This window comes from Stenotrophomonas sp. PI_27, assembly GCF_027854495.1.
Taxonomy (GTDB): domain Bacteria; phylum Pseudomonadota; class Gammaproteobacteria; order Xanthomonadales; family Xanthomonadaceae; genus Stenotrophomonas; species Stenotrophomonas pavanii.
In genome coordinates this window covers 137,266-162,431 of sequence record NZ_JAJNOF010000009.1, presented here as the reverse complement: position 1 = coordinate 162,431, position 25,166 = coordinate 137,266, and the positions used below count along the sequence as shown (strand labels likewise).

The 25,166-nt window shown below is 69.4% G+C and carries 23 protein-coding genes; 9 read left to right on the top strand and 14 right to left on the bottom strand.

The window, feature by feature from the left end; genetic code table 11:
- Positions 1-15: 15 nt before the first annotated feature.
- The 6 genes from LRM18_RS13460 to LRM18_RS13435 are packed head-to-tail and all read left to right on the top strand — an operon-like array spanning position 16 to position 6,759.
- Positions 16-705, top strand: coding sequence for an RDD family protein (locus LRM18_RS13460; RefSeq protein WP_049465276.1), 690 nt, complete (start codon positions 16-18; stop codon positions 703-705).
- Positions 702-1,694: a stage II sporulation protein M gene (locus LRM18_RS13455; RefSeq protein ID WP_270954814.1), complete on the top strand. Its 993-nt coding sequence runs from the start codon at positions 702-704 to the stop codon at positions 1,692-1,694. The genes LRM18_RS13460 and LRM18_RS13455 overlap by 4 nt, the downstream gene beginning before the upstream one ends.
- On the top strand, positions 1,684-3,300 hold the full coding sequence (locus tag LRM18_RS13450; protein ID WP_270954813.1) for a DUF4129 domain-containing protein: 1,617 nt from the start codon (positions 1,684-1,686) through the stop codon (positions 3,298-3,300). Before LRM18_RS13455 ends, LRM18_RS13450 begins: the two co-directional genes overlap by 11 nt.
- Positions 3,297-4,481, top strand: a complete 1,185-nt coding sequence (locus LRM18_RS13445; protein ID WP_053461641.1) for a DUF4350 domain-containing protein — start codon at positions 3,297-3,299, stop codon at positions 4,479-4,481. The genes LRM18_RS13450 and LRM18_RS13445 overlap by 4 nt, the downstream gene beginning before the upstream one ends.
- On the top strand, positions 4,478-5,464 hold the full coding sequence (locus LRM18_RS13440) for a MoxR family ATPase (protein ID WP_049465272.1): 987 nt from the start codon (positions 4,478-4,480) through the stop codon (positions 5,462-5,464). The genes LRM18_RS13445 and LRM18_RS13440 overlap by 4 nt, the downstream gene beginning before the upstream one ends.
- On the top strand, positions 5,461-6,759 hold the full coding sequence (locus LRM18_RS13435; RefSeq protein ID WP_270954812.1) for a DUF58 domain-containing protein: 1,299 nt from the start codon (positions 5,461-5,463) through the stop codon (positions 6,757-6,759). The genes LRM18_RS13440 and LRM18_RS13435 overlap by 4 nt, the downstream gene beginning before the upstream one ends.
- A 142-nt stretch (positions 6,760-6,901) precedes the next feature.
- Here the strand turns inward: LRM18_RS13435 and LRM18_RS13430 are convergent, their stop codons facing one another.
- Genes LRM18_RS13430 through LRM18_RS13420 form a run of 3 tightly spaced genes read right to left on the bottom strand, consistent with a single transcriptional unit; the run spans position 6,902 to position 9,307 of the window.
- The gene (locus LRM18_RS13430) at positions 6,902-7,549 is read right to left on the bottom strand and encodes a hypothetical protein (RefSeq protein WP_270954811.1); all 648 of its coding nucleotides are present in this window, start codon (positions 7,547-7,549) and stop codon (positions 6,902-6,904) included.
- Entirely contained in the window at positions 7,549-8,727 is a 1,179-nt protein-coding gene (locus LRM18_RS13425) for a glutathionylspermidine synthase family protein (protein ID WP_074725707.1), read from the bottom strand. Before LRM18_RS13425 ends, LRM18_RS13430 begins: the two co-directional genes overlap by 1 nt.
- Positions 8,728-8,734: 7 nt before the next feature.
- A complete protein-coding gene (locus LRM18_RS13420; protein ID WP_049465264.1) occupies positions 8,735-9,307 on the bottom strand; it encodes a DUF1190 domain-containing protein in 573 nt (190 codons plus the stop codon).
- A 378-nt stretch (positions 9,308-9,685) separates the two neighbouring features.
- Between LRM18_RS13420 and ilvD the strand changes: the two genes are divergently transcribed.
- Entirely contained in the window at positions 9,686-11,524 is a 1,839-nt protein-coding gene (ilvD, locus tag LRM18_RS13415) for a dihydroxy-acid dehydratase (RefSeq protein WP_270954810.1), read from the top strand.
- A gap of 130 nt (positions 11,525-11,654) precedes the next feature.
- Here the strand turns inward: ilvD and dinG are convergent, their stop codons facing one another.
- The 3 genes from dinG to aroE all read right to left on the bottom strand — a co-directional run bounded on the left by dinG (position 11,655) and on the right by aroE (position 15,127).
- On the bottom strand, positions 11,655-13,757 hold the full coding sequence (gene dinG, locus LRM18_RS13410; RefSeq protein WP_049465259.1) for an ATP-dependent DNA helicase DinG: 2,103 nt from the start codon (positions 13,755-13,757) through the stop codon (positions 11,655-11,657).
- A 167-nt stretch (positions 13,758-13,924) separates the two neighbouring features.
- On the bottom strand, positions 13,925-14,278 hold the full coding sequence (locus tag LRM18_RS13405; protein WP_049465257.1) for a hypothetical protein: 354 nt from the start codon (positions 14,276-14,278) through the stop codon (positions 13,925-13,927).
- 3 nt (positions 14,279-14,281) lie between these two features.
- Positions 14,282-15,127, bottom strand: a complete 846-nt coding sequence (gene aroE / locus LRM18_RS13400; RefSeq protein ID WP_182068102.1) for a shikimate dehydrogenase — start codon at positions 15,125-15,127, stop codon at positions 14,282-14,284.
- A 48-nt stretch (positions 15,128-15,175) separates the two neighbouring features.
- Between aroE and LRM18_RS13395 the strand changes: the two genes are divergently transcribed.
- Entirely contained in the window at positions 15,176-16,039 is an 864-nt protein-coding gene (locus tag LRM18_RS13395; protein ID WP_270954809.1) for a hypothetical protein, read from the top strand.
- 82 nt (positions 16,040-16,121) lie between these two features.
- Here LRM18_RS13395 and LRM18_RS13390 read toward each other — a convergent pair whose 3' ends face one another.
- From LRM18_RS13390 to LRM18_RS13375, 4 genes are all read right to left on the bottom strand, one after another.
- Positions 16,122-16,391, bottom strand: coding sequence for a hypothetical protein (locus LRM18_RS13390; RefSeq protein ID WP_049465253.1), 270 nt, complete (start codon positions 16,389-16,391; stop codon positions 16,122-16,124).
- Positions 16,392-16,423: 32 nt separating this feature from the next.
- Complete coding sequence (gene hemB / locus LRM18_RS13385; RefSeq protein ID WP_049459543.1) at positions 16,424-17,413, bottom strand: porphobilinogen synthase; 990 nt, start codon at positions 17,411-17,413, stop codon at positions 16,424-16,426.
- A 19-nt stretch (positions 17,414-17,432) separates the two neighbouring features.
- Complete coding sequence (locus tag LRM18_RS13380) at positions 17,433-18,350, bottom strand: bestrophin family ion channel (RefSeq protein ID WP_049459544.1); 918 nt, start codon at positions 18,348-18,350, stop codon at positions 17,433-17,435.
- A gap of 122 nt (positions 18,351-18,472) precedes the next feature.
- Complete coding sequence (locus tag LRM18_RS13375; protein WP_006475755.1) at positions 18,473-18,721, bottom strand: hypothetical protein; 249 nt, start codon at positions 18,719-18,721, stop codon at positions 18,473-18,475.
- Between the two features lie 184 nt (positions 18,722-18,905).
- On the opposite strand from LRM18_RS13375, the gene LRM18_RS13370 reads away from it, so the two are divergent.
- Positions 18,906-19,364, top strand: coding sequence for a hypothetical protein (locus LRM18_RS13370; protein WP_005420187.1), 459 nt, complete (start codon positions 18,906-18,908; stop codon positions 19,362-19,364).
- A 105-nt stretch (positions 19,365-19,469) separates the two neighbouring features.
- Here LRM18_RS13370 and LRM18_RS13365 read toward each other — a convergent pair whose 3' ends face one another.
- The 4 genes from LRM18_RS13365 to LRM18_RS13350 form a co-directional block, all read right to left on the bottom strand.
- Positions 19,470-21,269: a DUF885 domain-containing protein gene (locus LRM18_RS13365; RefSeq protein WP_270954808.1), complete on the bottom strand. Its 1,800-nt coding sequence runs from the start codon at positions 21,267-21,269 to the stop codon at positions 19,470-19,472.
- Between the two features lie 251 nt (positions 21,270-21,520).
- Positions 21,521-22,036: a cytochrome c oxidase assembly factor Coa1 family protein gene (locus LRM18_RS13360; protein WP_049465248.1), complete on the bottom strand. Its 516-nt coding sequence runs from the start codon at positions 22,034-22,036 to the stop codon at positions 21,521-21,523.
- 25 nt (positions 22,037-22,061) lie between these two features.
- Positions 22,062-24,287 (bottom strand): S9 family peptidase, encoded by a 2,226-nt coding sequence (locus LRM18_RS13355; RefSeq protein WP_270954807.1) that lies wholly within the window; start codon positions 24,285-24,287, stop codon positions 22,062-22,064.
- A 176-nt stretch (positions 24,288-24,463) separates the two neighbouring features.
- Positions 24,464-25,153: a glutathione binding-like protein gene (locus LRM18_RS13350; RefSeq protein WP_049459553.1), complete on the bottom strand. Its 690-nt coding sequence runs from the start codon at positions 25,151-25,153 to the stop codon at positions 24,464-24,466.
- Positions 25,154-25,166: the final 13 nt, after the last annotated feature.

Sequence of the window (25,166 nt, the reverse complement as noted above, 5' to 3'; positions counted from 1 at the left end):
AAGGCCATCGCACTGATGGCCGCACCGATGCTCGATACCTACCGTGAGGTGGTGACGCCGGAGGGTGTGCCGCTGCAGCTGCCGGCGGCCGGCCCGGTGCCGCGGGCGATGGCCTGGCTGATCGATCTGGGCGTGCGCATCGCGGTGCTGGTGCTGATGTCGATCCCGCTGGCGCTGCTGGACACGTTCGGCTCCGGGCTCGGCCTGGTGCTGATGTTCCTGGTCTACTGGGCCTACCCGATCGTCTGCGAAGCGCGGTGGGGCCGCACCCTGGGCAAGCGCGCACTGGGCCTGCGCGTGCTCGCGCGCGACGGCGCGCCGGTGGGCTGGATGGCCGCCATCACCCGCAACCTGCTGCGCACCGTGGACATGCTGCCATTCGGCTATGCGCTGGGCCTGGTCAGCAGCCTGTTCGATCCGCATGGCCGCCGCCTCGGCGACCTGGTCGCCGGCACCGTGGTGGTGCATGCACCGGTACTGTACCTGCCGCCGCCACCGACCATCGACAGCGCGCTGGCGCCGCCACAGCCACTGCGGCCGGAGGAACAGGCCGCGCTGATGGCCTTCGCCGAGCGCGCACCACGGCTGTCGTCGGCACGCCAGCAGGAACTGGCCGGCATTGCCGAACCCCTGACCGGCACCCACGGCCAGGTCGGCGTGCTGCGCCTGTATGCCATGGCCAACTGGTTGCTGGGGCGGCGATGAAGCAGGAACAGTTCGTCGCCCGCTACCAGCAGGAATGGCAGGACCTGGAGCATTGGCTGCTGCTGCGGGCCGGCGCTTCGCGCCGCAAGCGCCGCCAGCGCAGCGAGCTGGCACTGGACGACAGCGCGTTCCCGCAGCGCTACCGGCGCCTGTGCCAGCAGCTGGCGCTGGCCCGCGAGCGCGGCTACAGCCCGCAGCTGGTGCAGCGCCTGCAGCAGCTGATGCAGCAGGGCCACAGCGTGCTATACCGCACGCCGCCGACGCGCTGGCGCGGTGCGCTGGAATTCCTGGTGGCCGACTTCCCGCTGCTGGTGCGCAGCCAGGCGCGCAGCATGTGGGTGGCGCTGGCGATGTTCGCGCTGCCGGCGGTGGCCTGCTTCGTGCTGGTGCAGGTCTACCCGGACCTGATCCACATGGTCATGGACAACCGCCAGATCGCCGAGATGGAGCGCATGTACGATCCCGCCGCCGAACGCCTCGGGCGTGACAGCGGGACCGACTGGATGATGTTCGGCCACTACATCCTCAACAACATCAGCATCGCCCTGCGCACCTTCGCCAGCGGCCTGCTGGCCGGGCTGGGCACGCTGCTGGTGCTGCTGTTCAACGGCGTGATCATCGGTTCGGTGGCCGGCCACCTGCAGCACATCGGCCATGGCGATCCGTTCTGGCGCTTCGTCGCAGGCCATGGGGCCTTCGAGCTGACCGCGATCGTGATCGCCGGCGGTGCCGGACTGCAGCTGGGCATGAAACTGCTGGCCCCCGGCCGGCGCAGCCGCCTGGACGCGCTGGTCGAGGGCGGCCGCATCGGTGCCCGCCTGTGCCTGGGCGTGGCGTTCATGCTGCTGGTGGCTGCGTTCATCGAAGCGTTCTGGTCGTCGATTGCCGAAGTGCCGGCGTGGGGCAAGTTCAGCGTGGCCGGCGTGCTGTGGGTCGGTGTGCTGCTGTGGCTGTGGCGCGGCGGGCGCGGAGGCGGCCATGCGCATTGACCGCCTGGACGTGGTGCTGCGCGCGCGCAGTGGCTGGGAAGCGATGGAGCTGGGCAGTGCCCTGTCGCGCCGCCACGCACGCGCGGTGTGGGGCAGCTGGCTGCTGGCCAGTGCGCCGCTGTTCGTGGTCTTCAACGCGCTGGGCTGGTGGCTGGATGCATTCGGCTGGGCGTGGCTGGCAATGTGGTGGTGCAAGCCGCTGTTCGAACGGGCGCCGCTGTACGTGCTGTCGCGTGGCATCTTCGGCGAGCCGGTGGGTACGCTGGCGGCGCTGCGCGCGCAGCGCCGCTGGGGCAACGCTGGCTTCTGGGGCTACCTGGGCTGGCGCCGCTTCAGCGTGCTGCGCAGCCTGTGCCTGCCGGTGAACCTGCTGGAGGGCAATGCGCCGGCCCAGCGCGGCGCACGCCGCCGTGCCGTGGCCGCTGGCGCGGCGGGTGCCGCTGCCGTGCTGACCGTGGCCTGCATGGCGTTTGAAGCGGTGCTGGTGTCCGGTGCGATCGGCGCGGTGTTCATGTTCATGCCACTGGAGCTGATGTCCGAATCGTGGCGGGCCGCATGGGACATGATCGGCCAGGACACGCCGGCCTGGGCGCAGCTGGGCTTCAACCTGGCGTGCTGGCTGGCCTCGGTGCTGATCGGTCCGTTCTACGTCGGCGCCGGGTTCGGCCTGTACTTGAACCGGCGCACGCAGATGGAAGCCTGGGACGTGGAGATCGCCCTGCGCCGCCTGCGCGAGCGCCTGCTGCCGGCGGCATCGACGCTGGCCCTGCTGCTCTGCCTTGCGCTGCCGCTGGCCTGCGCGCCCGCGCACGCGCAGGACGCGCAGACGGTCGCTGCGCAGCCCGACGATGCCGAAGCGAACGACGACAGTGCGGGAGAACCGGCCACCGCGGAGAACGACCCGGCCAACACGCCCACCGTGATCTTCGGCGCGGCGCCGGTGGATACCGCCGGTTTCCGCCAGGCGGTGAACCGCGCCTATGAAGATCCGCTGCAGCGCCCGACCCGCCAGGTCACGCGCTGGAAGCCGATCGAACAGGCCGAGGACAAGAAGAAGGAAGAGAAGACGCTGCAGCGCGAACGCGGCGACACCGGTGAGCGCAGCAACCGCAAGGCCGGCATCGCCTGGCTGGCGCGCCTGGCCGAATGGGGCCTGTGGGGCCTGCTCGGCGTCCTGCTGCTGGTCCTGCTGTTGACCGCGCGGCTGTGGCTGCCGTGGCTGCGCGGCAGTGGCCGGCGCAAGGCCGAGGCTGCACCGCAGGTGGTGGAGGAACAGGTGGAGCTGCCGGTCGTGCTGCCGCCGGACGTGGCGACCCAGGCCGGGCTGCTGTGGGACCAGGGCCGGCCGCGGCAGGCGCTAGCCCTGCTGTACCGCGCCAGCGTGCGCACGGTGGGCGAGCGCAGCGGCATCGCGCTTCCCCCCGGCGCCACCGAAGCGCAATGCCTGCGCGCCTCGCGGCGCATGCCCGACGCCACCGACCGTGACCTGTTCGCGCGCATCGTGCGCATGTGGCAGTACGCCGCCTACGGTGGCCGCCTGCCCAGCCGCGCCGATTTCGATGCGTTGGCCGACACGCTGCGCCAGCAGTACAGGTGGCTGGCATGAGCCCGCGCCTGTTCTGGTCGCTGCTGCTGGGCGCGCTGGTGCTGTTCGGCGTACCGCTGACGATCCTCTACCTGCGCACGCATGAGCGGGTCACCGAGACCGTGCAGCTGCCGCCGCAGGGCGAGGCCGGCTACAACCCGCTGTACGTGCTGGGCCAGGCACTGCGCGCCGATGGCATCGAGGTGCACTCGCGCCCCCGGCTGGAGCTGCAGCAGATGGCGCTGGGCCGGCACGATACGGTGGTGCTGCTGCAGGACAGCAGCGAGCTGCCGGCACCGACGGCCAGAGCGCTGCTGGACTGGGTGGATGGCGGTGGCCATCTGCTGGTGCGCACGCCACCACCGGCCGAGGACGACGCCAGCAGCACGCAGGGCCCCCTGCTGGACCAGCTGGGCGTGGACAGCCTGTACCAGCGCAGCCACTGCCAGCCATTCCACGTCATCGATGATCCCAGCCACGTCGAGTTCTGCGGCGGCCGTCGCTTCACGCTGGGTTTTGCCGCCAGTGCGCGGGCTGAACGGCGCTGGGGCAACGAGCACGGCCTGGTGTTCGCACGCCTGCACCATGGCCAGGGCAAGGTGAGCGTGCTGGCCGACATGGAATTCATGCGCGGCGAGGTGGATTCGCCGGCGGCACGCCTGGCGTCGGCTGCGGGCAAGGCCAGCGACGGACTGCACGACCTCTCGCACCGCGACCTGACCCGTTACCTGCTCGACCCGAATTACGGCAAGGGTGCGTTCTGGCTGGTCTATGCCAGCCGCCCGCCGTCGCTGTGGGCGCGCCTGTTCTACCAGGGCTGGCCGCTGTGGGCGCCGCTGCTGCTGGCCCTGCTGGGCTGGTTGTGGGCCCGCTCGCAACGCTTCGGCAGCCTGCTGCCGTCGCCGGTGCTGGAACGCCGCTCGCTGCTGGAACACGTGCGTGCCAGTGGCGAGCTGCTGCTGCGCTTCGGCCACGGCACGCGCCTGTACGACGCCGTGCGCGCCCTGTTCCTGCATCGCCTGCGGCTGCGCGCACCGGTAGCCGCTGCCCTGGACGGTGCGCCACGCGATCAGGCCATCGCCGAACTGTTGAAATGGCCGCAAGGCCGTGTTGCCAGCGCGCTCACGCCCCCGCCACCGCACGATTCCTCCGCCCTGCGCGAGCGCATCCGCTTGCTGCTCCAGATGAGATCCCTGCTATGACCGAAGTCCCCGAGCTGCCGGCGGCCGCCAACGCCCGCCTGATCGAACGCGTCGATGCCATCCGCACCGCCGTTGGACACGCCTTCATCGGCCAGGCCGATGTACTGGACCAGATCCTGGTGGCGCTGCTGGCCGGTGGCCACGTGCTGATCGAGGGCGTGCCCGGGCTGGGCAAGACCCTGCTGGTGCGCGCACTGGCACAGGCCCTGGAGCTGGACTACGGGCGCGTGCAGTTCACCCCCGACCTGATGCCCAGCGACGTCAGTGGCCACGCGGTGTACGACCCGAAGAGCGAGAGCTTCAAGATCCGGCGCGGCCCGGTGTTCACCAACCTGCTGCTGGCCGACGAGATCAACCGTGCCCCGGCCAAGACCCAGTCGGCCCTGCTGGAAGTGATGCAGGAAGGCCAGGTGACCATCGAGGGCAAGGCCTTCACCCTGGCGCCGCCCTTCATGGCGCTGGCCACGCAGAACCCGCTGGAGCAGGAAGGCACCTACCCGCTGCCGGAAGCACAGCTGGACCGCTTCCTGCTGAAGGTGCTGATCGACTACCCGCAGCTGGAGGACGAGAAGCGCATGGTGACCGCGATCACCAGCGGCCGCGCTGCCAGCGATTTCGACCTGAGCCAGGTGCCGCGTGTGCTCGGTGCCGGCGAGCTGCTGGAACTGCAGCGTGCCACTGCGGCGATCACCGTCGATGACGAAGTGATCGACTACGCGGTGAGGATCGTCGCCGCCACCCGGCAGTGGCCGGGCATCGCGGTCGGCGCCGGTCCGCGCGGCAGCATCGCGCTGGTGCGTGCCTCGCGCGCACAGGCGGTGCTGGCCGGCCGCGACTTCGTCACGCCGGACGACGTGCGCGATATCGCCCGCCCGGCGCTGCGCCACCGCATCGCACTGGCGCCGGAACTGCAGATCGAGGGCCAGGGCGCCGACGACGTGCTGGGCGCGCTGCTGGCCAAGGTGGAAGCGCCGCGCCGATGAGGCCGGCCCCGCTGCTGCTGGCGCTGCTGCTGGCCTGGGCCGCCCTGGGCGGGCTGGTGCTGGGCGGATGGCTGCCGCGCTGGAGCTGGGCACTGGCAGCCGTGGCCATCGCGTTGCCCGCCCTGTGGGACCTGTGGCGGCAGTGGCGGCGTGCATCGCCGCAGGTGCAACGCGAGCTGCCCGAAGCGCTGGCACTGGGCGTGCGCCGCGAGGCGGCGTTGCGTCTGCAGGCCGAGCAATCGATGACGGTGCAGGTGTTCGACCTGGCGCCCGGCGGCTGGCCGCTGGAATCGCTGCCGCAGCGCGTGCGCCTGCAGGCCGGTACGGCGTCCACCCTGCATTACCACCTGCAGCCGCTGCAGCGTGGGCACTTCCGCTTCGAGGGGGTGCACCTGCGCATGCGTTCGCCGTGGCGCCTGTGGTGGCAGCAACGCACGCTGCCGCCGGCGCTGGAGGTGCGGGTCTATCCGAACTTCGTGCCGCTCACCCGCTTCGCATTGTTCAGTGCCGACCAGGCCTCGCGGCTGGTCGGTGCGCACGTGAAGCGCCGCCGTGGCGAAGGCACCGACTTCCACCAGATGCGCGAGTACCGCATCGGCGACAGCCTGCGCCAGCTGGACTGGAAGGCCACCGCACGTGCGCGCAAGCTGATCTCGCGCGAGTACCAGGACGAGAAGAACCAGCAGCTGCTGCTGATGCTGGACAGTGGCCGGCGCATGCTGGCCAGCGAAGGCGGACTCTCGCATTTCGACCACGCATTGAACGCCTCGCTGGTGGTGGCTTACCTGGCGCTGCGCCAGGGCGACGCTGCCGGCCTGTACGCTGCGGGGGGCGAACGCCGCTGGGTGGCGCCGCAGCGCGGCATGGGCACGGTCGAGCACCTGCTGCGCGCCAGCTACGACCTGCAGCCACGCGCGGTGGCCACCGACTACCTGGCCGCCGCCACCGAGGTGTCGCTGCGCCAGCGCCGGCGTGCGCTGGTGATGCTGGTCAGCAACGTGCGCGACGAGGACATCGAAGACCTGCTGGCCGCGGTGCGCCTGCTGCAGCAACGCCACCTGGTGTGCGTGGCCAGCCTGCGCGAGCGCGAACTGGACGGCGCACTGGAGGGTGACGTGCAGACCCTGGAAGACGCCACCCAGGCCGGTGCCGCGGCGCTGTACCTGCAGCAGCGCGCGAAGGCGCACGAGGCACTGCGCAGCGAGAAGGTGATGGTGCTGGACGTGACCGCCGACGCCCTGCCCGGCGCGCTGGTGGAGCGCTACCTGGCGGTAAAGCGCGAAGGGCTGCTCTGACCGGAGTTGCCGCCGCCGGGCATGGCCCGGCGCTACCAACGCATCTCGTTGGTGGGTGCCAACCTTGGTTGGCACAGAACCCACAGCGCCGACCAAGGTCGGCATCTACCAAAAACAGTTGCCGGCCAACGGCCGGCGTTACCTACCCCTGCAACAACCGCCGCTGCAACCGCGCCACCGCGCGCTGCAGCAGCACCCGGTTGCGGGCCAGCTTCATCCACTGCGGCAGGCGCGAGAACATGGATCGATGATGGCCGCGGCCCTCGCGCAGCGTCGCGCTCGCGAATTCGTGCAGTGCCTGCAGATGTTCGGCGTTGTAAGCCCACAACAGGCCCGCGCGGGTCGATTCGACCAGTCGCAGCGGCAGCCCGAAATGCGGATCGGCCGGCTCCGCGTCACGCAGGGGGCGCGTCGTGACGGTGACCTCGGTGCTGCGGTCGCACTGCGCGCATCGGGCGGGGAACGATGCAGGCGCAGGCATGCCAGCGGGAATCCGCCGGCATACATGCAGCCACTGATGCCCACAGAATCCACAGGGCTGGCGGCCCAGCATGCAGACCGCCCCCACCCAGTCGCCGCTGTCCAGCGCAGAACTGCAACCGGTGCAGCGGAAACGCGCGGTCCACCGATACGGTTCCCAGCGGGCGATCACCCAACCGGGAGTGTCACAGCGATGGCAGCAGACGGCGACGCGGTCCGCGAAGGCCTGCAGGCTGCGCCCGTCATCGAAATGCCGACCCGGCACGGGCGTGGCACGCCCATGCCGGCCAGGCCAGCGCCGCACCGTCATCAGACGTAGATCCGCGTCGGCGCCTCGTCGACGATCGCGTGCGGCACGAAGCGCGCACTGTCGCGGGTGATCGCGCTGTCGTCCTCGCGGATGCCGATGCCGCAGGCGTGGTCACCGATCACCCAGCTGCCGATCAGCGGGTAGCCGCCTTCGAAGCGGGTCAGCGGATGGGCGCGCTGGATGATCGCCGGGCCATCGTAGGGACCGTCGCTGCGCTGGGTGCTGCCATCGGCCAGGTGCATCTCGATGTTGGCGCCTTCGCGCGAGAACAGCGGCTTGCGCACCCAGCCCGAGGCCAGCGTGCTGCCATCGTCGAAATGCGCTTCCAGCAGGTTCGGATGGCCCACGTTGCGCTGCCACAGCAACGGCAGGATGCCCTTGTTGCTCAACACCGCCTTCCACGCCGGTTCCAGCAGCTGCACGCCCGAGCCGGGCAGCGCGCGGCCGAACTCTTCGGCCATCAGGTCTTCCAGCGGGTACAGCTTGAACAGCGTGCCGATCACCGAATCATCCAGCGCGGTGAAGCGGCCGTCCTCGGACAGGCCGATGTCCTCGATGGCGATGGCCTGGCCATGCAGGCCGGCCTGGGATGCGCAGTCACGCAGGTACTCGACCGTGCCACGGTCTTCCTCCGAACTGCCGACCGCGCTGAAGTACAGCGGCGGCGGCAGCTGCGCGGCGAGTTCGCCGAAACGCTCGACCAGCGCTTCGTGGATCGCGTTGAACTGGTCGGCGTGCTGCGGCAGGCGACCGGCATTGCGCTGGTCTTCCAGCCACTGCCACTGGAAGAAGCTGGCCTCGAACAGCGAGGTCGGCGTGTCGTAGTTCAGTTCGTACAGCTTGGCCGGGCCGGTACCATCGTAGGCCAGGTCCAGGCGCCCATAGAGGTGCGGCTGGCGCTGACGCCAGCTGTCGGCGATCCAGTCGCGGTAGTGCGACGGAATCGCCAGCTGGTCCATCAGGCGCTCGCTGCCGATGACATCCCCGACCAGGTCCAGCGCCATCTGGTGCAGCTCGGCGCTGGGATCTTCGATGTCCTGCTCGATCTGGCGCAGGGTGAACGCGTAGTACGCGCGTTCATCCCAGTACGGCTGGCCGTCGATGGTGTGGAAGCGGAAACCCGCCTCTTCCGCGCGTGCCCGCCACTGGGCACGCTCGGCAATCCGGATGCGCTGCATGGGTCGATCAGCCGCCGTAGCTGCCGCTGCTGCTGCGGCGTGCGCTGGTGTTGCCGAAGCCACCACGGCTGGCAGTGACCGCACGGTTCGGTTCGCTGGTGACCGGCGCCAGGCCGGCCTTGCCGGCGCCGATGCCGCTGGCGGTGTTCAAGCCACCGGTGCCACCCGGTGCCGGGCGCGCCCAACCCGCATTCCTGTCCTGGTAGGCCGGCGCCGACGCCGGTGCCTGCGGCGCCAGGCCGCCGCGGTTGCTCAGCATCTGCGACATGAAGAAGCCCATCATCATCGGGCCGATGAACGACGTGCCTGCCGAGGTGTGCTGCTGCACGCACTGCTCCGGCTTGTAGTCCTTCTCGCAGGCTTCCTTGCTGGCGTACTTCGGCGCCGCATCGGCGGCCTGCTTCTGCGCTTCGGCGAAGGCGTTGCGGCACGACGAGGGATCGCCGGTAGCCTCGGTGCAGGCTTCGACGGAGGTATACAGGCCTTCCTGCACCTTCACCTCCGGCTCCTTCTGGCAGGCGGTGAACAGCAGCGGTGCGGCGCTCATCAGCAGCAGCGCGGTGGTGCGGGAACGTTTCATGGCCTCATGCCCTGTCGACGGATCAATGCCCCAATGATGCCAAATCCAGGCCAGCAACCGGAATCGGCAAAGTGCGAAAGATGAACGGCCTTTCATCTTCGTCGCTCTCCATCATCCACGCATGGCGTGGATCTACCGTGTCGACCAGGGTCGACACCTGCCAAGAGCAACGCAGGGCGCGGCCCCCGCAGCCGGACCCACCCTGCCATCCCACGGATAGCCCCGCTGTTGCTGTGGAGGTTGCCGGCCAGCGGCCGGCACTACCGCGGGTGCGGGCGCAGCCCGGCCGGACCACCTCCGGTGGTTGCAGCAGCAACCGAAAAAATTGGCCATGATCGGGCGACCCCCACGTCGTACGGCCCGCCCGTTCCGCCCGCCATGCCCGAATACCGTTCCCGTACCTCCACCGCCGGCCGCAACATGGCCGGCGCCCGCGCCCTGTGGCGTGCCACCGGCATGAAGGACGGCGACTTCCACAAGCCGATCATCGCCATCGCCAACTCCTTCACCCAGTTCGTGCCCGGCCACGTGCACCTGAAGGACCTCGGCCAACTGGTCGCGCGCGAGATCGAACAGGTCGGTGGTGTCGCCAAGGAATTCAACACCATCGCCGTGGACGACGGCATCGCGATGGGCCACGACGGCATGCTGTATTCGCTGCCCAGCCGCGAGATCATCGCCGACGCCGTGGAATACATGGTCAACGCGCACTGCGCCGACGCGCTGGTGTGCATCAGCAACTGCGACAAGATCACCCCCGGCATGCTGATGGCCGCGCTGCGCCTCAACATCCCGGTGGTGTTCGTCTCCGGCGGGCCGATGGAAGCGGGCAAGACCAAGCTGTCCGAGCACAAGCTGGACCTGGTCGACGCGATGGTGGTGGCCGCCGATGACAGCGCCTCTGACGAGAAGGTGGCCGCGTTCGAGCGCAGCGCCTGCCCCACCTGCGGTTCCTGCTCGGGCATGTTCACCGCCAACTCGATGAACTGCCTGACCGAAGCGCTGGGCCTGTCGCTGCCCGGTAACGGCACCACGCTGGCCACCCATGCCGACCGCGAAGCGCTGTTCCGCCGCGCCGGCCGCCTGATCGTCGAACTCTGCCACCGCTGGTATGGCGGCGAAGACCCCAGCGCGCTACCGCGCGGCATCGCCACCCAGGCCGCATTTGCCAATGCAATGACCCTGGATATCGCCATGGGCGGTTCCACCAACACCATCCTGCACCTGCTGGCCGCTGCGCAGGAGGCGGAGGTCGACTTCGACCTGACCCACATCGACGCGCTGTCGCGGCGCGTGCCGCAGCTGTGCAAGGTGGCGCCGAACACGCCCAAGTACCACATCGAAGACGTGCACCGCGCCGGGGGTGTGTTCGGCATCCTGGGTGAACTGGACCGTGCCGGCCTGCTCGATACCACGGTGCCGACCGTGCACAGCGCCAGCCTGGCCGACGCGCTGGAACGCTGGGACGTGGTGCGCAGTGACAACGACACCCTGCATACCTTCTTCAAGGCCGGCCCGGCCGGCATTCCCACCCAGGAAGCTTTCAGCCAGGCCACGCGCTGGCCGACGCTGGACGTGGACCGCGCCGAAGGCTGCATCCGTTCGCTGCAGCATGCGTATTCGCTGGAAGGTGGCCTCGCCGTGCTGCGCGGCAACCTGGCCGTGGATGGCTGCGTGGTGAAAACCGCCGGCGTGGACGAATCGATCCACGTGTTCGAAGGTCCCGCGCGCGTCTATGAAAGCCAGGACGCGGCTGTCGCCGGCATCCTCGCCGACGAAGTGCAGCCGGGCGAGGTGGTGGTGATCCGCTACGAAGGCCCCAAGGGCGGCCCCGGCATGCAGGAGATGCTGTACCCGACCAGCTACCTGAAGTCGAAGGGACTGGGCAAGCAGTGCGCGCTGCTCACCGATGGCCGTTTCTCTGGCGGCACCTCGGGCCTGTCGATCGGCCACGTCTCGCCGGAAGCCGCCAGCGGCGGCACGATCGGCCTGGTGGAAGACGGCGACCGCATCCGCATCGACATCCCGGCCCGCCGCATCGACCTGCTGCTGGATGAAGCCATGCTGGCCCAGCGCCGCGCCCATGCCGATGCACGCGGCTGGAAGCCGCGCGCGCCGCGCCCGCGCAAGGTCACCAGCGCGTTGAAGGCCTACGCCCTGCTGGCCACCAGCGCCGACAAGGGCGCCGTGCGCAACACCGCCCTGCTCGGCGATTGATGCCGATCCGGTAGTGCCGGCCGCTGGCCGGCATCTGGTAAAAGGGGACGGAGGGGATTAAGTCGTTTGTGCCTAAAACGACTTAATCCCCTCCGTCCCCTTTTTGCCGGCCAGCGGCCGGCACTACCGGTTAGCCGATCACGCGCTTGAACGGTGGCAGCGCGTCGATGATGCGCTTGCCGTAGCGGCGGGTCAGCAGCCGCGAGTCGAGGATCACCACGCGGCCGGTGTCGGTGGAGGTGCGGATCAGGCGGCCGGCGAACTGGGTCAGCGTGCGCAACGCATGCGGAATGGCGATCAGGTTGAAGGCATTCAGCCCACGCCCCTCGAACCATTCACTGAGGGTAGCGGTCTGCGGGTCGGTCGGCACCGCGAACGGCACCTGGGTGATCACTACCGTGGTGCAGGCTTCGCCGGGCAGGTCGAGGCCCTCGCCGAACGAGTTCAGGCCGAACAGCACCGAACCCTCGCCTGCCTCGACACGCCGCAGGTGCTCCTCGATCAGCCGGGTCTTGGACATCTCGCCCTGCACCAGCACCTGCTTGCGGCGCGCGGCCGGCATCAGGCCGGCCACCTTCTCCATCTTCCAGCGCGAGGTGAACAGCACCATCGAGCCCTTGGCCCAGTCCAGTTCGGTGTCGAGATAGCGCGCCACTTCGCGCGGATGGCCCTCGCGGTCGTCCGGCGTGACCGGGAATTTCGGCACGATCAGCTCGGCCTGGTTGGGCAGGTCGAACGGCGAGGACAGCGAGACCATCTCGGCGTCTTCGGGAATGCCGTTGTCGATCGCCAGTGACTGGAAATCGCCACCACCGGTCAACGTCGCCGAGGTCATCACCACCGAGTCCACTTCATCCCACAGCAGCTTGCGCAGCACGTGCGCGGCCGACACCGGCGAGCCGTGCAGCACCAGGTCGCCATCGCGGGTGGCGGTGACCCAGCGCGCCATCGGCGGCGCGCCGTCCTTGTCCTCGCGGCGCCAGGCCTGCCACAGGTTGTACTGCTGCTCGATCATCTCCAGCGCCATGCCCAGGTTGCGCTGCAGGCGCTCACGCGCGGCATCGTCCGGCTTGCCCTTGGCTACCTGTGCGGTGGCCGCATGCGCCCAGTTGTAGAGGCTGCGGGTATCGTCGGCCAGCGCCTCGATCGGCTCGCGCCAGGCCTCGGGCAGGCGCCCGTTGGCCGCGCGCCACATCGGCTCTTCGTCCGCCGGCGCCGGCATCCACACCCGCTCGACGTGGTCACGGAACGCGCGCAGCTGCTTGGCGACGTTGCTGGCGACTTCGATCGCTTCGTTCGGCAGCAGGTTGCCGAGGCGGTCCTTGTCGACCGCGCGATAGGCGCCGGCGATCAGGATCTGCAGGCGGCCGGTACGCTTGGCCATCTCGTCCAGCGCCAGGCTGGCCGCGCCCTGGTCGATCGCCACGTTGCCGATGTGATGGCCTTCGTCCAGCACCAGCAGCATGTCCGACGGCGGGGCGATCAACGGTTGGCCATTGTCGCTGTCGCCGATCGACAGCGCCGACAGCAGCAGCGCATGGTTGGTGACCACGATCTGCGCATCGCGCACCGTGTTGCGCGAGCGCAGCACCGCGCACTGCGCCGAGTAGGCACAGCGGCGCCCGGCGCAGCCCGAGGCCGGCGTGGTGATGCGGCTGCGCAGGCCGGGGCTGATGGTCTCCGGCGCATTGTCGATATCGCCATCCCAGCTGCCGCTGGTGAAAGCGTCGGTCAGGCGCTTGGCGATGTCCATCTCGATCGGCGCCAGCGGCCGGTCGAACAGTGGCGCGTCGTCCTCGAACATGCCGCCCTGCGAGCCCTCGCCCTGCGCCTCGGCGGCATTGCGCGTGCACAGGTAGCGGGTGCGTCCCTTGGCCAGCGCCACGGTCGCTTCCAGGCCGGTGGCCTTGAGGAAATTGGGAATGTCGCGCTCGACCAGCTGCGATTGCAGCGCCACGGTGCCGGTGCTGATCACCAGCTTCTTCTTGGTGGCCAGCGCAATCGGCACGCCCGCGGTGAGGTAACCCAGGCTCTTGCCGACGCCGGTGGGCGCCTCGACCACGCCAACGCCACCGCTCTTCGACAGCGCGCGCGACACCACGCCGATCATCTGGCTCTGCGAGCGGCGGGTGGAGAAGCCGGGTGTATTGGCCTGCAGCGTCGTGTACGCCTTGCGGATCGCGTCCTTCAAGGGGTCATCGAGCGTGCGCGGAGCGGCGACGGTTTCGGTCACGCCGGGAGTTACCGTGGCTGGATCAGGCCGGTCATTGTCGCATGGCCGGCCGCGTTCACTGTTGCCGGCACCCTGAACGAGCCAGCGACGACGCCCGCCGGCGCGCACGGTCCGAAGCCCGCGCCGCACAGGGGCGAAACACGCCGGGCGTGGCCCGGCGCCAGCGCTCAGGCGACCGGGGCGGGACGGCTACGCAGCAGGCGCACCAGCGCCCACACCAGCAGCACCACGCCGATGGCCTCGACCATGGCCAGTGCGAAATGCAGCACGCCGAGGATGGCACCCATGCCCGACACGGCGCCGAAATTACCACTGCTGACCAGCCACATCGGCAGCATGCCCGCCGCCAGGCCGCCCAGGCTGGACAGCAGCAACAGCAGCAGGCCGACCAGGGCACCGGTGCGGGTGGCATCGCGCGGCGCGCCGACCACCCAGACCAGGCCGATGCACAGCGCGATCAGCACCGGCAGGCGCACGCCGACCATGCTCAGCACGGTCACCATCAACGTCGTGCCGTCCATCGATCAGTCCTCGCCGGCCAGCACGGCCGAGCCCTGGCGCAGCGACTGGTAGACCTCGTCGGTCTGCGGGCGCACGCCGTGCCACTGCAGGAAGCTCTCGGCCGCCTGCTCGACCAGCATGCCCAGGCCATCCACGGTATTGCGGCAGTTCGCCGCACGGGCCCAGGCCAGGAAAGCGATGGCCGCCTCGCCGTAGTTCAGGTCGACGGCGGTGGTCATCGAATTGACCAGCGACAGCGGCAGCTTGAACTCGACGTCGCGGTCGCGGCCGGCCGAGGTGGCATTGACGATCAGTTCGAAGTCGCCCAGCTCGCGCAGGTCTTCCCAGTAGCGGCTGATCGCGCGGCCCGGCTCGCCCATCGCGTCGATCAGTTCATCGGCGCGCTCCGGCGTGCGGTTCACCACCACCAGTTCGGTGATGCCGGCATCCAGCAGCGCCGGTGCGACACTGCGCGCCGAGCCGCCGGCACCGATCATCAGCACGCGGCGGCCACGCAGGTCCAGGCCATGGCGGTCGGTCAGGTCGCGCACCAGGCCGATGCCATCGGTGGTGTCGCCGTGCCAGCGGTCGCCCTTGCGCAGCAGCGTGTTGACCGAGCCGGCGCGGCGCGCCCGTGCGGTCAGCGTGGTGCACACCGAGAACGCGGCTTCCTTGTGCGGCAGGGTGACGTTGGCGCCGACACCGCCCTCGGCGGCGAAGGCTTCCAGCCCGGCCAGGAAGGCATCCGGCGCCAGGTCGATCGCACGGTAGTCGATGGCGATGCCTTCCTGGCGACCGAACGTCGCGTGGATCTGCGGCGACTTCGAGTGGGCAACGGGGTGTCCGAAGACGGCGTAACGGTCGGTCATGGAATCCTCAAGCTGGCTAGACTGATGCTCTTTCATGCACGGATCTGGATGATGCGCATCACCCCGCCCCTGCTGGTGCTCGCCGCCAGTCTACTCTCTGCCCCCGTGGCGATGGCGTTGAACGAGTACGGCATCGAAGGCATGGGCGTGGTCTCGACCCGCGCCGACGAGGGCCGCGCCACGATCAGTGCCGATGGGCAGCGCATCATCTTCGCCCGCCGCGGCGAGGCCGGCTGGCGCCTGTGGCAGGCGCGCGTGATGGACGGCCGCTGGCAGCAGGCCCAGGCACTGCCGGTCAGCGTGGCCGGTGAAGCCCGCGATCCCTACTTCAGCCGGGATGGCCGCTGGCTGCTGTTCGCGGCCGGTCGCGAGGGCGCGCTGGCGCTGTACCGCGCCGCGTTGGCCGCCGACGGCCAGCTGGGCCCTGCGCAGCCGCTGGCCGGTGACGGCGGGCGCCGGGAAGAGCGCGGGCCGGCGCTGAGCGTGGACGGCAAGCAGCTGCTGTTTGCCCGCCAGCAGGGCCGCGGCGCTGGCTGGGATCTGTTCGTGGCGCCGCTGGATGCGAACGGCAGGCGCGGCCCGGCCAGCGCGCTGAGCGCATTGAACAGCGCCGACGATGAAACCGACGGCGACTGGCTGGGCCAGGATGGCGCCGTGGTGTTCAGCCGCGGCAGCGGTGCAACCGCGCAGGTGTGGAGCAGCGGCTGCGCGTGGAGCGGCGCGGCACTGCAGCCGCTGGGGCTGTCGTTCAACCAGGCCGGCGGCTGGACCGGCGCGCCGGTGATCGACAACGCCAAGCCGGCGGAGATGCTGGTGGCCAGCAGCGCGGCGAAGGCCCCGCGTGCCGGTGGCGTGGACGTGTACCGGTTGGCGGTGCCGAAGATGGCGGCGGTGGCCGGGGGCATGCGGTAGATCCACGCCATGCGTGGATGGCGCCCGCGAAGGGGTCAGAGCCCTTTCCTGCGGAAAGGGATCCGACCCCGGGCATTGCCCGTCAGCGCGACAACACCTTGGCGCGCTGCTGCTCGTACTCCAGCTCACTCAGCTGGCCGTTGTCCTTGCGCTGGTTCAACGCGGCCAGCTCGGCCTGCACGCTGTCCGGCAGCGCCTGCTCACGGGCCACGCGGCGGGCAGCGGAGAGCTGTTCCGGCGGGCGCTTGCCGGCCCGCCACGCGGCGATGAAGACACCGACGATGATGGCGCCGAACACCAGCGTACCGGTGCCCCAGATCAGCCATTGCATCCATCCCAGTTCGGGTCCCATCGCGCAGTCCTCCGTCTATCGTGGCGCTATTGTCAGCGCTCGCGCAGCCATCGCGCCACCTGCGGCGCGAAATAGGTCAGTACGCCGTCGGCACCGGCCCGCTTGAAGCCTAGCAGCGACTCCAGCACGCAGGCACGCTCGTCCAGCCAGCCGTTGGCGAAGGCGGCCTTCATCATCGCGTACTCGCCACTGACCTGATAAGCGAAGGTCGGCACGCCGAAGGTCTCCTTCACCCGGCGCACCAGGTCCAGGTAGGGCATGCCCGGCTTGACCATCACCATGTCGGCGCCCTCTTCCAGGTCCAGCGCGATCTCGCGCAGGGCCTCGTCGCCGTTGGCCGGGTCCATCTGGTAGGTCTTCTTGTCGGCCTTGCCGAGGCTGGCCGCGCTGCCCACCGCGTCACGGAACGGGCCGTAGAACGCCGAGGCGTACTTGGCCGAGTAGGCCATGATGCGCACGTTGATGTGGTTCTCGGCATCCAGCGCACGGCGGATCGCGCCGATGCGGCCGTCCATCATGTCCGACGGCGAGACGATGTCGACGCCGGCCTCGGCGTGCGACACCGACTGCTTGACCAGCGCTTCGACCGTGATGTCGTTGAGCACGTAGCCCTTGTCGTCGATGATGCCGTCCTGGCCGTGGGTGGTGTACGGGTCCAGCGCCACGTCGGTCATCACTCCCAGTTCCGGGAAGCGCGACTTCAGCGCGCGGATCGCACGCTGCGCCAGGCCATCCTCGGCCCACGCCGCCGATGCGTCCAGCGACTTCAGCGACGGGTCGATCACCGGGAACAGGTCGATCACCGGAATGCCCAGCTCCAGCGCCTCTTCGGCCACTTTCAGCAGCTCTTCGATCGACAGCCGCTCCACGCCCGGCATCGACGGCACTGCGGTGCGGCCCGCCAGTTCGTGCACGAACACCGGGTAGATCAGGTCATCGGTGGTCAGCGTGTTCTCGCGCATCAGGCGACGCGAGAACTCGTCGTGGCGCATGCGGCGCGGGCGGTAAAGCGGATGGGACATGGCAGGCTCCGAAGAGTGGCTATTGCAACAGGTAGCCCTGCGGCAGCAGGGGTTCGGGCAATGGGCGTTCGCCGAGCGCGTCGAGCTGGTCGATCTCGATCGTGCGCACCAGCGCGTCCAGCGGCAGGTCGTTCGGCTCCAGGCCGAACGGGTCTTCCATTTCTTCGCCCAGCTGGTCCAGGCCGAAGAAGGCATAGGCCAGCACCGCCGACAGCACCGGCGTGCCCCAGCCCAGCGAACTGGCCAGGCCGAACGGCAGCAGCACGCAGAACATCCATGCGCAGCGGTGCAGCAGCAGGGTGTAGGCGAACGGCAGCGGCGTGGTGAGGATGCGCTCGCAGCCGGCCTGGATCGACGACATGGCGTGCAGCCGCTCCTCCAGCTGGGTGTAGAGGATCGGATCAAGCTCGCCGGCGCGCAGCGCCTGGGCCAGCTCGGCCGCGATCATCGACAGCAGGGCATCGGGCACGTTCTCGCGCTGGCCCAGCTGCTCGCGCTGCGGCTTGTCCAGCCATGGCAAGGCGGCCAGGGCCACGATGCGCCCACGCAGGCGTGCGGCCAGCGCATGGGCGAACGCAGTGGTGAGATAGGCGATGCGACGGCGGCGGCCGGGGTCATCGGCCAGCAGCAGGTTCACCTGGCGGGCCAGCGAACGCGATTCGTAGACCAGCTGGCCCCACAGCTTGCGGCCTTCCCACCAGCGCTCGTAGCAGGCGCTGTTGCGGAAGCTGAGGAAGATCGACAGGACCAGGCCGAGCAGGGTGAACGGCGTGACCGACACGCGCTCGATGCCGGTCGGCGGGGCCAGCTCCACCACCGCCGCCACGGCGATGGACAGGATCAGGATGGCCAGCACCTTCGGCGCGATCGCTTTGACGATCGAGCCGCGCAGGATGTACAGCAGTTGCCAGCCGTGGGGACGGGGTCGGATGATCATCGGGCAGCCGCGCCGGGCGCGGATTCACAGGCACGCGGGGGGCTCGCGCAGCCGCTCATTGTACGCCCCTGCCCGGCCGGCAGCCGTGCACCTGCGACGCCCTGTCGCACCCGGCGCCGGGGTCAGATCACGCCGCCCCCCAGGCCCAGGCGCAGGATGCCGACCACCACCACGATGCCGTTTAGAACCAGCCCGGCCCAGGCCCGGCCGCGCTTGCTGGGGTGGGTGAACAGGATGCCCAGTGCGGCGATCACCGCACCGACGGCGGCGAACGGGATCAGGAACCAGTTGCCCCAGCCGAGCAGCGGAATCAGCGCCAGGATCATCCACAGCAGCGCCAGCACGCCCCACAACAGACTGATCACACCCATTCCGCTCTCCCGTCGTTGGTTCCTGTCCCCACCATAGTCGTTCCCGCTGCCGCCGCCTACTGCCCTTGGCGGGGCTGTCACCCGCACCGTGCTAGCGTGCGGCCGTGGCTGCCCTGGCCGGGGGGTTGGCACCGATTCAGAGTAGCCCGCCGATGATCGCAACCAGTCCTACAGGGGTCGTGCCATGAACATCCGTTGGGCCGCGTTGGCGGCCATCCTGCTGGTCGCCGCCGGTTGTGCCAGCACCTCCAAGGTCATGCTGGGCCGCGCCCGCGCGCCGATCGATCCGGCACTGGTCCAGATCTATTCCACGCCACCGGCCGGCTCCCAGGAAATCGCGCAGCTGGAATCGGCGTCTGCCGTGGGCTTCGGCACGCAGGGCCAGACCGACGCTGCAGTGGCGCGCCTGAAGCGTGAAGCCGCAGCACTGGGCGCCAATGGCGTGGTGCTGATGGGCGTGGGCAGCAGCGGCTCGCCGGTGGGCATGTCGGTGGGCGCCGGCACGTTCGGCTCGCACGTGGGTGGCGGCGTCGGCATTGGTATTCCGACCACGCAGAAGCGCGCCGCCGGCGTGGCGATCTGGGTACCCAACCCTGAACCGCCGGCGCGGTTGCCGACGCAGGTGATCACGCCGCAGCGGTGACGCGACAGCCTCACCGAGGGTAGTGCCGGCCGCTGGCCGGCAACCTCGGGAATCCTCCCTACGCCAGGGGAATGCCGGCCAGCGGCCGGCACTACCGGAGGGCGTTCAGCGCTTGTACTTCGGCACGAACACCTTGTTCACCGCGTCGGCCAGCTGGTCCGGCGGCAGCAGACCCTGGTCGAGCAGGAAGTTGTTGAACGCGAGGCGATCGAACTTCGCACCCAGTGCCAGCTCGGTCTGCATGCGCAACTCCAGGATGCGGGTGTAACCGTAGAAATAGCTGCCGGCCTGGCCCGGCATGCGCACCATGTAGCGGTCCAGCTCCTGGGTGGCCATCGCCTTGGACAGGCCGACCTGCTCCATCAGCACGCGCTCGCCGTTGGCGCGGTCGGTCAGGCCCAGGTTGAGCATCGGGTCGAGCATTGCGCGCGCGGCGCGCAGCAGGCGGAACTGCAGGGCGATCATCTGCCCGTCCAGCGGTTCGTAGGGCACCATCTCGGCCTCGGCATACAGTGCCCAGCCTTCCACGTTCACCGAATTGAACGCGAACATGGTGCGTGCCAGCGACACGCCACGCTCGACCATCGCGGTGAACTGCAGCTCGTGGCCGGGGCGGCCTTCATGCGCGCTCAGCGTCCACGCCGCCGCACCGAAGTTGAAGTCGTCGTACTGCGCGCCCGGGCCCGCCGCCGGATTGCCCAGCGGCAGCACGAAGGTGCCCTGCTGCCCGGTGTTGTTGACCAGGGGCGCCGGCAGGAAGTGCGGTGCCGGGCTGGCCGCGCTCTCGGCGGCCGAACCCAGGCGCATCTGCATGGCGCGCTTGGGCACGTCGACGATGGCGTGCTCGCGGATCAGCGGATCGATCGCGTCGATCACCTTGCGGTAGTGCCCTTCCAGATGGTCGTCGGCGATCTTGTCGGCCTTCAGCGCGCGGATCACCGCCACCGGATCGCTGGGATCGGCCACCTTCAGGCCCTTGTCCTTCACCACCAGCGGCGCCAGCTGCTGCATCGCCGAGCGGGTTTCCATGAACTCCAGCTGCGCGCGCTGCATCAGCAGCTTCGGATCGATGTCGATGCCGACCTGCTTGAGCTGGTAGGCGTACAGCGGCGCCGGCAGGCGCGCATCGGCGCGTGCCTTCGGCAGCACTTCCTTGCGGGTCCAGGCGGCGTAGTCCTTCATCTGCCCGGCCAGGGTTTTCATCGCCTCGTCAGCGCCGGCGATCTGGTACTTCTTCAGCAGCGACTCGATGCCGGTAATGTAGGTCTCGACGTTGTCCAGCGACTGCTGCACTTCGATCTTCGTCGGCTGCAGCAGGCTGCTGTCCTTCAAGCGCTCTTCGTAGCGCTGGCGGGCCAGCGTGGTGAACGCGGTGCCGCCCGGCTGCAGGCCGGCATAGGCCTTGAGGCGGTCAAGTGCCTTGGCACGGCGCTCGGCCGGCACCTGGTCGGACAGCAGCAGGTTGAGGCCGCTGAACACCGTCTGCGGCGCATCGCTCCACGGCAGCAGGTACTTCTCGTTGAGCTCGCTGCCTTCGATGTTCTGGTTGACGGCATGGATCATGATCTCCAGGTCCTGGCGGACGTTGGGATCCTTCTCGGTGGCCAGCTTCGCCTTCAGCTCATCGCGGGCCTTGGCTATCGCGGCACGGTAGCGCTTGCCGTTGTCGGGGCCGAGGTCGGCGACCTTGTCGTCATAGCCGGGCACGCCGAAGAAGCCGGTTTCTTCCGGCTGGAACGGGCCCTGTGCATCGAGCAGGATCTGCGCCAGCGCATTGCTGCGGGCCACCCAGGCCGGGCTGGCCGGCGTGGCGGCCTTGGCGGTGGGTGCGGCCAGCGCCGGCGGTGCGGACAGCAGCGGGGCAGCGGTCAGGGCCAGGGCAACGGCCAACGCGATCGGCTTCATGGTGCACTCCAGGACAGGGTTGCCCGCACCCTACGCGCTCAGCGCGGTGGCGACAATCGGCGGGAAGTCATGGCGGGCTGGTTGTGCAGCCGGGGCTCCGCGGAAGCCCGCCGGCGTAGAGTCGACTGTCAGTCGACTATCGCGCGCAGCGCGGGGGTTTCGCTATCTGATCGAAGAGCAGTCGACTGACAGTCGACTCTACCCGGTCGACTCTACCCCGTCGACGTCCCGCAGTTGCCTGCCCGTGGAGGTCACATCGCAGCCGTCGGCGGGCATTCGCCGCGCTCGCGGCAGGCCTGCAGTTCGCATTCCTGCGCGGCCTCATCGTCGTCCAGCGCGGTCAGGTCGAAGGTCTGCCTGTCCTCGCCCAGCACGTACATCACCGGGTAGTCCCACACGTCGTCACTGCGGGTGCCCTTCACGAACAGCCGGCCGTGCGCGCGGGGCCCTTCCAGGGCCACGGTCAGGCCGACGTCACGCTGGCCGTTGATCGCGGTCTGCATGCTGCCCAGCGGCATCGATTCGGCACGCAGCGGCTCGCCGAAGGCTTCCACCAGTTCGATGCTGCAGCCGGCGCGACGCAGCGCTTCGCGCATCGGTGGGCTCTCGCGTGCCGCCTCGCTCCAGCGCAGCACGCTCCAGGCCACCGTGCCACCGGCCCCGCCCAGCACCAGCAGCACGGCCACGGGCATCGCCCAGCGCCAGTGGCGGGACCACCAGCCGGCGGGCTTCGGGCCGTGGGTGGGAATCGGCGGCGGCAGTGTCATCGGCGGGCTCCTTCCCGTCTGTGTTTCAAGGCTTCAGGCAGCGCCCCAGGAAGGCTTCGGCCACACGGTAGCGATGCAGGGCATCGGCGCCGGACAGGCCATGCTTGGCACCCGGGTAGGTCATCAGCTCGAACGGCTGGCCGCGCTTCTGCAGCGCGCTCATCAAGCTGGTCGAATTGGTGAACAGCACGTTGTCGTCCGCCATGCCGTGGATCAGCAGCAACGGCGAACGCAGGCCATCGATGTGGGTCAGCACGCGCGCTTCACGGTAACCGGCGTCGTTGCGCGCCGGCAGGTCCATGTAGCGCTCGGTGTAATGGCTGTCGTACAGGCCCCAGTCGGTGACCGGGGCGCCGGCCACGCCGCAGGCGTACTGGTTCGACGCCTTGGCCAGCAGCATCAGGGTCATGTAGCCGCCGTTGGACCAGCCCTGCACGCCGATGCGCGCCGGGTCCACCCACGGCTGCTGCTTGAGCCAGGCCACGCCGCGCAGCTGGTCGGTCACTTCCACCGTGCCCTGCTTCCCGTACAGCGCCCCCCCGAAGTCGCGGCCGCGGCGCGGGGTGCCGCGGTTGTCCAGCGAGAACACCACGTAGCCCTGCTGGGCCAGGTACTGGTTGAACAGATGGTCGCCGCGGCCGGGCCAGCTGTCGGTGACGGTCTGGCTGGCCGGGCCGCCATAGACATACACCGCCACCGGGTAGCGCCTGGACGGATCGAAGCCGGCCGGCTTGATCAGGCTGTAGTGCAGCGGAGTCTTGCCGTCGGCGGCGGTGAGCGTGCCGAACTCGACCGGGCGCTGCGCGTCGCGGTAGCGCGCATACGGGTGCTTGGGATCGGCCAGATCGTTCTCCACCAGCGTGGCGATCTTCTCGCCGTTGGCGCGGAACAGCTCGATCTGCGGCGGCGTGGTGCTGTTGGACCAGCTGTCCACATAGACGCTGGCGTTGCGGGCGAAGCTGGCGCTGTGCATGCCTGGCGCCTTCGACAGGCGCTGCGGCTCGCCGCCCTGCAGCGAGACCGCGTAGATCTGGCTTTCGCGCGGGCTTTCGATGCCGGCACGGAAGTAGGCCTTGCCGGCCGTCTCATCCACCGCCAGCAGCTCGTCCACCGGCCAGTTGCCGTGGGTCAGCGCGGTGGTCTTTCCCTTGCTGTCGATGCGGTACAGGTGCTGGAAGCCGGTGCGCTCGGACGACCACAGCACGCTGCCGTCTTCAAGGAAGCGCAGGCTGTTGTGCAGCGGTACCCAGGTCGGGCTGGTTTCGTGGGCGAGTACGCGCTGGCGGTTGGAGTCGAGTGCCACTTCCACCAGGTCCAGCTGCTTCTGGTCGCGCGACTGGCGCTGGAAGCTCAGGTGCTGCGGATCGCGCCAGTCGACGCGGGCCAGGTAGATGTCCTGTTCCTTGCCCAGGTCGATCCAGCGCGGCTGCGCATCGGCGGCCGGTGCGATCACGCCCAACTGCACGCGCACGTTGGCGTCGCCGGCGGCCGGGTAACGCTGTTCGATCACATCGGTGCGGTCGGCGTAGACCTCGTAGCGCTTCTGCACCGGCACCGGTGCCTCGTCGATACGGGCAAAGGCAATCGCCGAATCATCCGGTGCCCACCAGTAACCGGTGTGGCGGTCCATCTCTTCATCGGCGACGAACTCGGCCACGCCGTTGCCGATGGTGGTGCTGCCGTCGTGGGTCAGCTGCAGCTGCCTGCCGCTGGCCAGGTCGATCACCCACAGGTTGCGGCCACGGATGAAGCTGACGAAGCCGCCCTTGGGCGACAGCTTGGCGTCGGTGGCGAAGCCCTCACCGTGGGTCAGCTGGCGCACGGCCGCCGCGCCCTGCTGCTTGAGGTCGTACAGGTACAGCTCGCCGCCCAACGGGAACAGCAGGCGCTGTGCGTCCGGCGCCCACTGGTAATCGACGATGCCGGTCATGGCGGCGATGCGCTGGCGCTCGCGGCGCGCCTTTTCCTCATCGCTGAGGGTCTCGGTGCCGGGCAGCACCACCTTGGAATCAACCAGCAACCGGGTCTGGCCACTGCCGATGTCGTAGGTCCACAGATCCAGCTGGTTGCGATCGCTGTCCTTGCCGCGCAGGAAACTGACCTGCGAACCGTCCGGCGCCACCTTGGGCTTCATCAGGGTCGGGCCGGACAGCGGCAGCGGGCCGGTGATGGCCTCCAGGGTCAGCTTTTCGGCGTGGGCGGCGGTACTGGTGGCGAGCATGAGGGCAAGCGAAGCGAACAGGTGGCGCATGGAGGATCCCGGCAAACGGCAGGTCCGCCCGGCGGCAGGCGCGGGGCGGTCGTTCCTCCATCCTAACCAAGCCCGTGCGGGAAGGCAGCATGACCTTCTGCCCATGGCGGCGCACTGGAGGGTCAGCGCCCTTTGCGCTGCAAAGGGATCCGACCCTCTGGGGCCGCCTGCCGGGGTCAGCGCTGGCCGAACAGGTGCTTGCGCTCTTCGTCGCTGAGCGGCTTGCCGGCGTTCGGGTTCACCTGCTGGCGCAGCGCATAGGCGCGCTGGGTGGCCGGGCGCGCGGCGATGGCCTCGTGCCAGCGCTTGAGGTTCGGGAACGCGGCGAAGTCCACCGGCAGCTTGTCGTAGGCGCCGACCCACGGGTAGCTGGCCATGTCGGCGATGGTGTACGCATCGCCGGCCAGGAAGGCGTGCTGGGCCAGGCGCTTGTCCATCACCCCGTGCAGGCGGCGCACCTCGTTGTCGTAGCGCTCGATCGCGTAGGGAATCTTCTCCGGCGCGTACACATTGAAATGGCCCATCTGGCCACTCATCGGGCCCAGGCCCGCCATCTGCCAGAACAGCCATTCCAGCGTGGTCACGCGGCCACGCGCGTCGCTGGGCAGGAAGCGGCCGGTCTTCTCGGCCAGGTACAGCAGGATCGCGCCGGACTCGAACACGCTCTGCGGGGCGCCGCCATCGGCCGGGGCGTGGTCGACGATGGCCGGCATCTTGTTGTTGGGCGAGATGGCCAGGAACTCTGGCTTGAACTGGTCACCCGAGCCGATGTTGACCGGGTGGATGCGGTACTCCAGGCCGGCTTCCTCCAACAGCAGGGTCACTTTGTGGCCGTTCGGGGTGGGCCAGTAATACAGGTCGATCATGGCGTCGGCTCGG